Raw genomic sequence first — 1,105 nt, 5'->3', positions numbered from 1 at the left:
GAGTTCACCGACGCATCGGGCCTCTTCGAAGGCAACACAGTAGCCATGCTCGGCAAGAAGATAGGCAGCGTCGTCGGGGTGCACCAGAATAGTGATCAGTCCGGTGTAAGGATCGACATGCGGATCGACAAGAGCGTTCCGCTGCCCGCCGACGTCGGCGCGACTCTGGTGTCGACATCCATCGTGACCGAACGTCAAATCGAGTTCACCAAGCCGTACTCTGATGGAGCCCGATACGAGACGGATCAGTGCATTCCGTTGAGTAAGACGAGAACCCCGCTGGGAATCAGTCAGACGCTCGACTCGATCAGCAACTTGTCCGAGGACCTGGTCAAGGACAACGGCAGGAACACCGACGCGATCTTGCAGTCCCTCGAGCTCGTCTCCCGCAATCTAGAAGGAACGCAGGGTGACGTGGCCGGGATCATCAAGGACTCAGCCACGCTCATCGACGACCCGGCAAAGCGGGATATGCAGATTCGCAGCATCGTCGGGAACCTCGCCGCACTGACGGGGGTGGCAACCGAGAACGACAAAGAGGTGACCGCCCTCTTCGACAACTTCGTAGGTGCCATCGAGGTCATCATCGCGTTCGGCCAGACCTTCGGCTCGGCAGTCGAGTACGCGGGGACGTTCGTTCCGATCCTCTCGAGGTTCGCAACAGATTTCGGTCCCCCGATATTCGCGATCGGTGATGCTGCCGTTCCGCTCATCGCCGACATGGGAGAGCAGCCGGACATGGTGGTAGCGATCGCAGCCCGCACGGCAGACCTCATCGTGAAACACCCCGATGCCAAGTCAATTGTGCAGGCGTTCGCAGTGTCGCTGCCTTTGCGAAGCCTGGTCGGTGGCTGCGCCGCGCCGGTGGCAAACGGAGTCTGCGGGTCCAGCGATGTATCGAGGACGATCGCAGGGATGATGGGGGGAGGGGCCTGATGATCTCGGTCAATCGCGCATGCCTCGGACCCATGGTGGTCGCACTGATGGCAACGATAGTTTTCGTGACATCGTGTGGGATCAACGCCGACAATCCGCCGACGATAGCGACCTCCGACGCGGACGGTTACGACATCCAGATGGAGTTCACCAGCGCACTCAACTTGCC

General features: G+C 60.3%; 1 protein-coding gene. It reads left to right on the top strand.

The window, feature by feature from the left end; all coding sequences use genetic code 11:
- Positions 1 to 936 (top strand): MlaD family protein (locus AB0366_RS27110; protein WP_366246617.1); only part of this gene is annotated, 936 nt, incomplete at its 5' end.
- Positions 937 to 1,105: the final 169 nt, after the last annotated feature.

Source organism: Rhodococcus sp. NPDC076796 (assembly GCF_040702765.1).
Lineage (GTDB): Bacteria > Actinomycetota > Actinomycetes > Mycobacteriales > Mycobacteriaceae > Rhodococcoides.
The sequence above is the reverse complement of the archived record's forward strand: the minus strand, read 5'-3'. Positions and strand labels throughout refer to the sequence as shown.